Source organism: Sinomonas mesophila (assembly GCF_001999765.1).
Taxonomy (GTDB): Bacteria; Actinomycetota; Actinomycetes; order Actinomycetales; family Micrococcaceae; genus Sinomonas; species Sinomonas mesophila.
Map to the genome: position 1 here is coordinate 1 of NZ_MTIC01000048.1, position 1,950 is coordinate 1,950.

At 71.1% G+C, this 1,950-nt stretch carries 2 protein-coding genes; both read left to right on the top strand.

From position 1 onward, the window contains the following. Window positions 1-151: 151 nt before the first annotated feature. Entirely contained in the window at window positions 152-505 is a 354-nt protein-coding gene (locus BV907_RS18020) for a DUF3846 domain-containing protein (RefSeq protein WP_077491124.1), read from the top strand. 40 nt (window positions 506-545) lie between these two features. Beyond that, a complete protein-coding gene (locus BV907_RS18025) occupies window positions 546-1,862 on the top strand; it encodes a ParB/RepB/Spo0J family partition protein (protein WP_077491125.1) in 1,317 nt (438 codons plus the stop codon). Window positions 1,863-1,950 lie beyond the last annotated feature (88 nt).

Below are 1,950 nucleotides of genomic sequence, written 5' to 3' on the forward strand. Positions count from 1 at the left end.
TCCGCAGAATCCGTGGCGCCGCCGCCCTTCGGGTGGACGGGCCCGGGCGGGTGCAAGCGAACACGTTCGCCAGCCGGAAAAACGAAGGGGGCGGGGGAGCACGGCTGGTCACCACACGCTTCCCGGCCCACCAACCGCAAGGAGAAAAGCCATGACCAGCATCGTGAAGGCACTCATCGTCCCCGCGGGCCTCGCCGCCGCCCCCCGCATCGAATCCATCGTCGGGGACCTGACGACGCTGCAGGAGCTCGTCGGGGGAGACCTCGAGGCCGTGACCTTCGGCGACGCCCACGTCTACCTCAACACCGAGGGCAAGATCCTTGGCCTGCGGCCCAACCCCCGCGCCAGCTTCCTGCTTATGGAGGCAGGCATGGGCTTCTGCGACCTCTTCGTCGGCAACGCCGTCTTCCTCGGCTCGACCCCCGACGGGGACGAGGCCGACGTGCCCGCCTCGCTGATCCGCATCGCCGAGGACTTCTTCGAGACAGACCTCTCCATCGCCTGACGGCACCGGGTGCCCCAGAGAGACGAAAGAGGAAGAAGCCATGACCCAGACCATCGAGTTCGTCGCCCCCGCCCAGCTGCACACCGAGACCAACGTCCGCCGGCAGGCGGGCCTGACCGAGGCGTTCGTGTCCAACATCAAGGCCAACGGCGTGCTGGTGCCCATCGTTGCCCACCGCACCGAGGACGGCACCCTGCGCGTCCTCTACGGCCAGCGCCGCACCCTCGCCGCCGTCGAGGCAGGGCTGGAAGCTGTCCCCGTGTACATCACCAGCACGCCCGAGGAAGCCGACCGGCTCGCCACGCAGGTCGCGGAGAACGACCAGCGGCAGGCCCTGACCGAGGCCGACCGGGCTGAGGCGTTCCACCAGATGGCCCTGCTCGGGATCTCCGCCGCGCAGATCGCCAAGCGCGCCGGGACCGACAGGGGCAGCGTGGAGAAGGCCCTCAAGGCCCGCACGAGCGAGTCCGCCAGTGCGGCCCTCGGGGCCGGGTACACGATCGACCAGTCGCTCCTGCTCGCCGAGTTCGAGGACAGCGCCGAAGCCACGCAGCGGCTCGAGGCCGCGATCGCGGACGACCCAGACATGCTCGAGCACGTCGCCCAGCGACTGCGCGACGAGCGCGAGCGCGCACGCCAGCTCGCGGCGGCGGCCGCCGAGTACGAGGCCCAGGGCCTCACCGTCGTCGAGCAGATGGGCTGGTGCAGCACCGACGAGGCCGTCGCCCTGCGCTTCCTCACCGATGCCGAGGGCAGCCGTCCCGGCGAGGACGACGCGAACGCCGTCAGCCTCTACCAGCACTGGCAGGGCGAGGTCCGCGCCGAACTCGGCATCGTCGGCTGGGCGGAGAAGGGCTACACGGCCCGCGAGCCCAACCGCTCCACTGAGCGGCAGAGCGGGCCCATGACCGAGGAACAGAAGGCCCAGCGCAAGGTGCTGATCGCGAACAACAAGGCCATGGAGTCCGCGACCAAGGTCCGCCGCACATGGGTCACGGGCCTGCTGGCCCGCAAGAATGCCCCCAAGGACTGGGCCGGGTTCCTCGCCCTCGCCCACACCCAGCACCACCGCCTCGCGGGGGAGCGGGACACCACCCTCGCCGCGGCCTTCGCCGGATGCGCCAACAAGGACAACGACTGGAACGGCACCGCGATCAGCGACTACGCGGCCGCGCACCCGGCAAAGCCGCATGTGCCCCTGCTCGCCCTGGCCTTCGCCGGGTTCGAGAAGAACATGCCCAAGGACTGCTGGCGCACCCCCACCGAGGACATCCGGTTCTACCTGAACCAGCTCACCGCGTGGGGCTACAAGCCCTCCGACGTGGAGCGGATCATCACCGCCGACGAGCTGGACTAGCGGGAAGCCCGGCCGCGGCCCCCACGGGGTCGCGGCGCGGGCCGGCCCGTGCGCCCCGCGCTCCGGCCCGGAGCGCGGCCCGACCCGG

What these genes read in the sequence shown, in the direction of transcription:
- BV907_RS18025 (WP_077491125.1), top strand. Translation starts at nt 546, where the DNA reads ATGACCCAGACCATCGAGTTCGTCGCCCCCGCCCAGCTGCACACCGAG.
- BV907_RS18020 (WP_077491124.1), top strand. Translation starts at nt 152, where the DNA reads ATGACCAGCATCGTGAAGGCACTCATCGTCCCCGCGGGCCTCGCCGCC.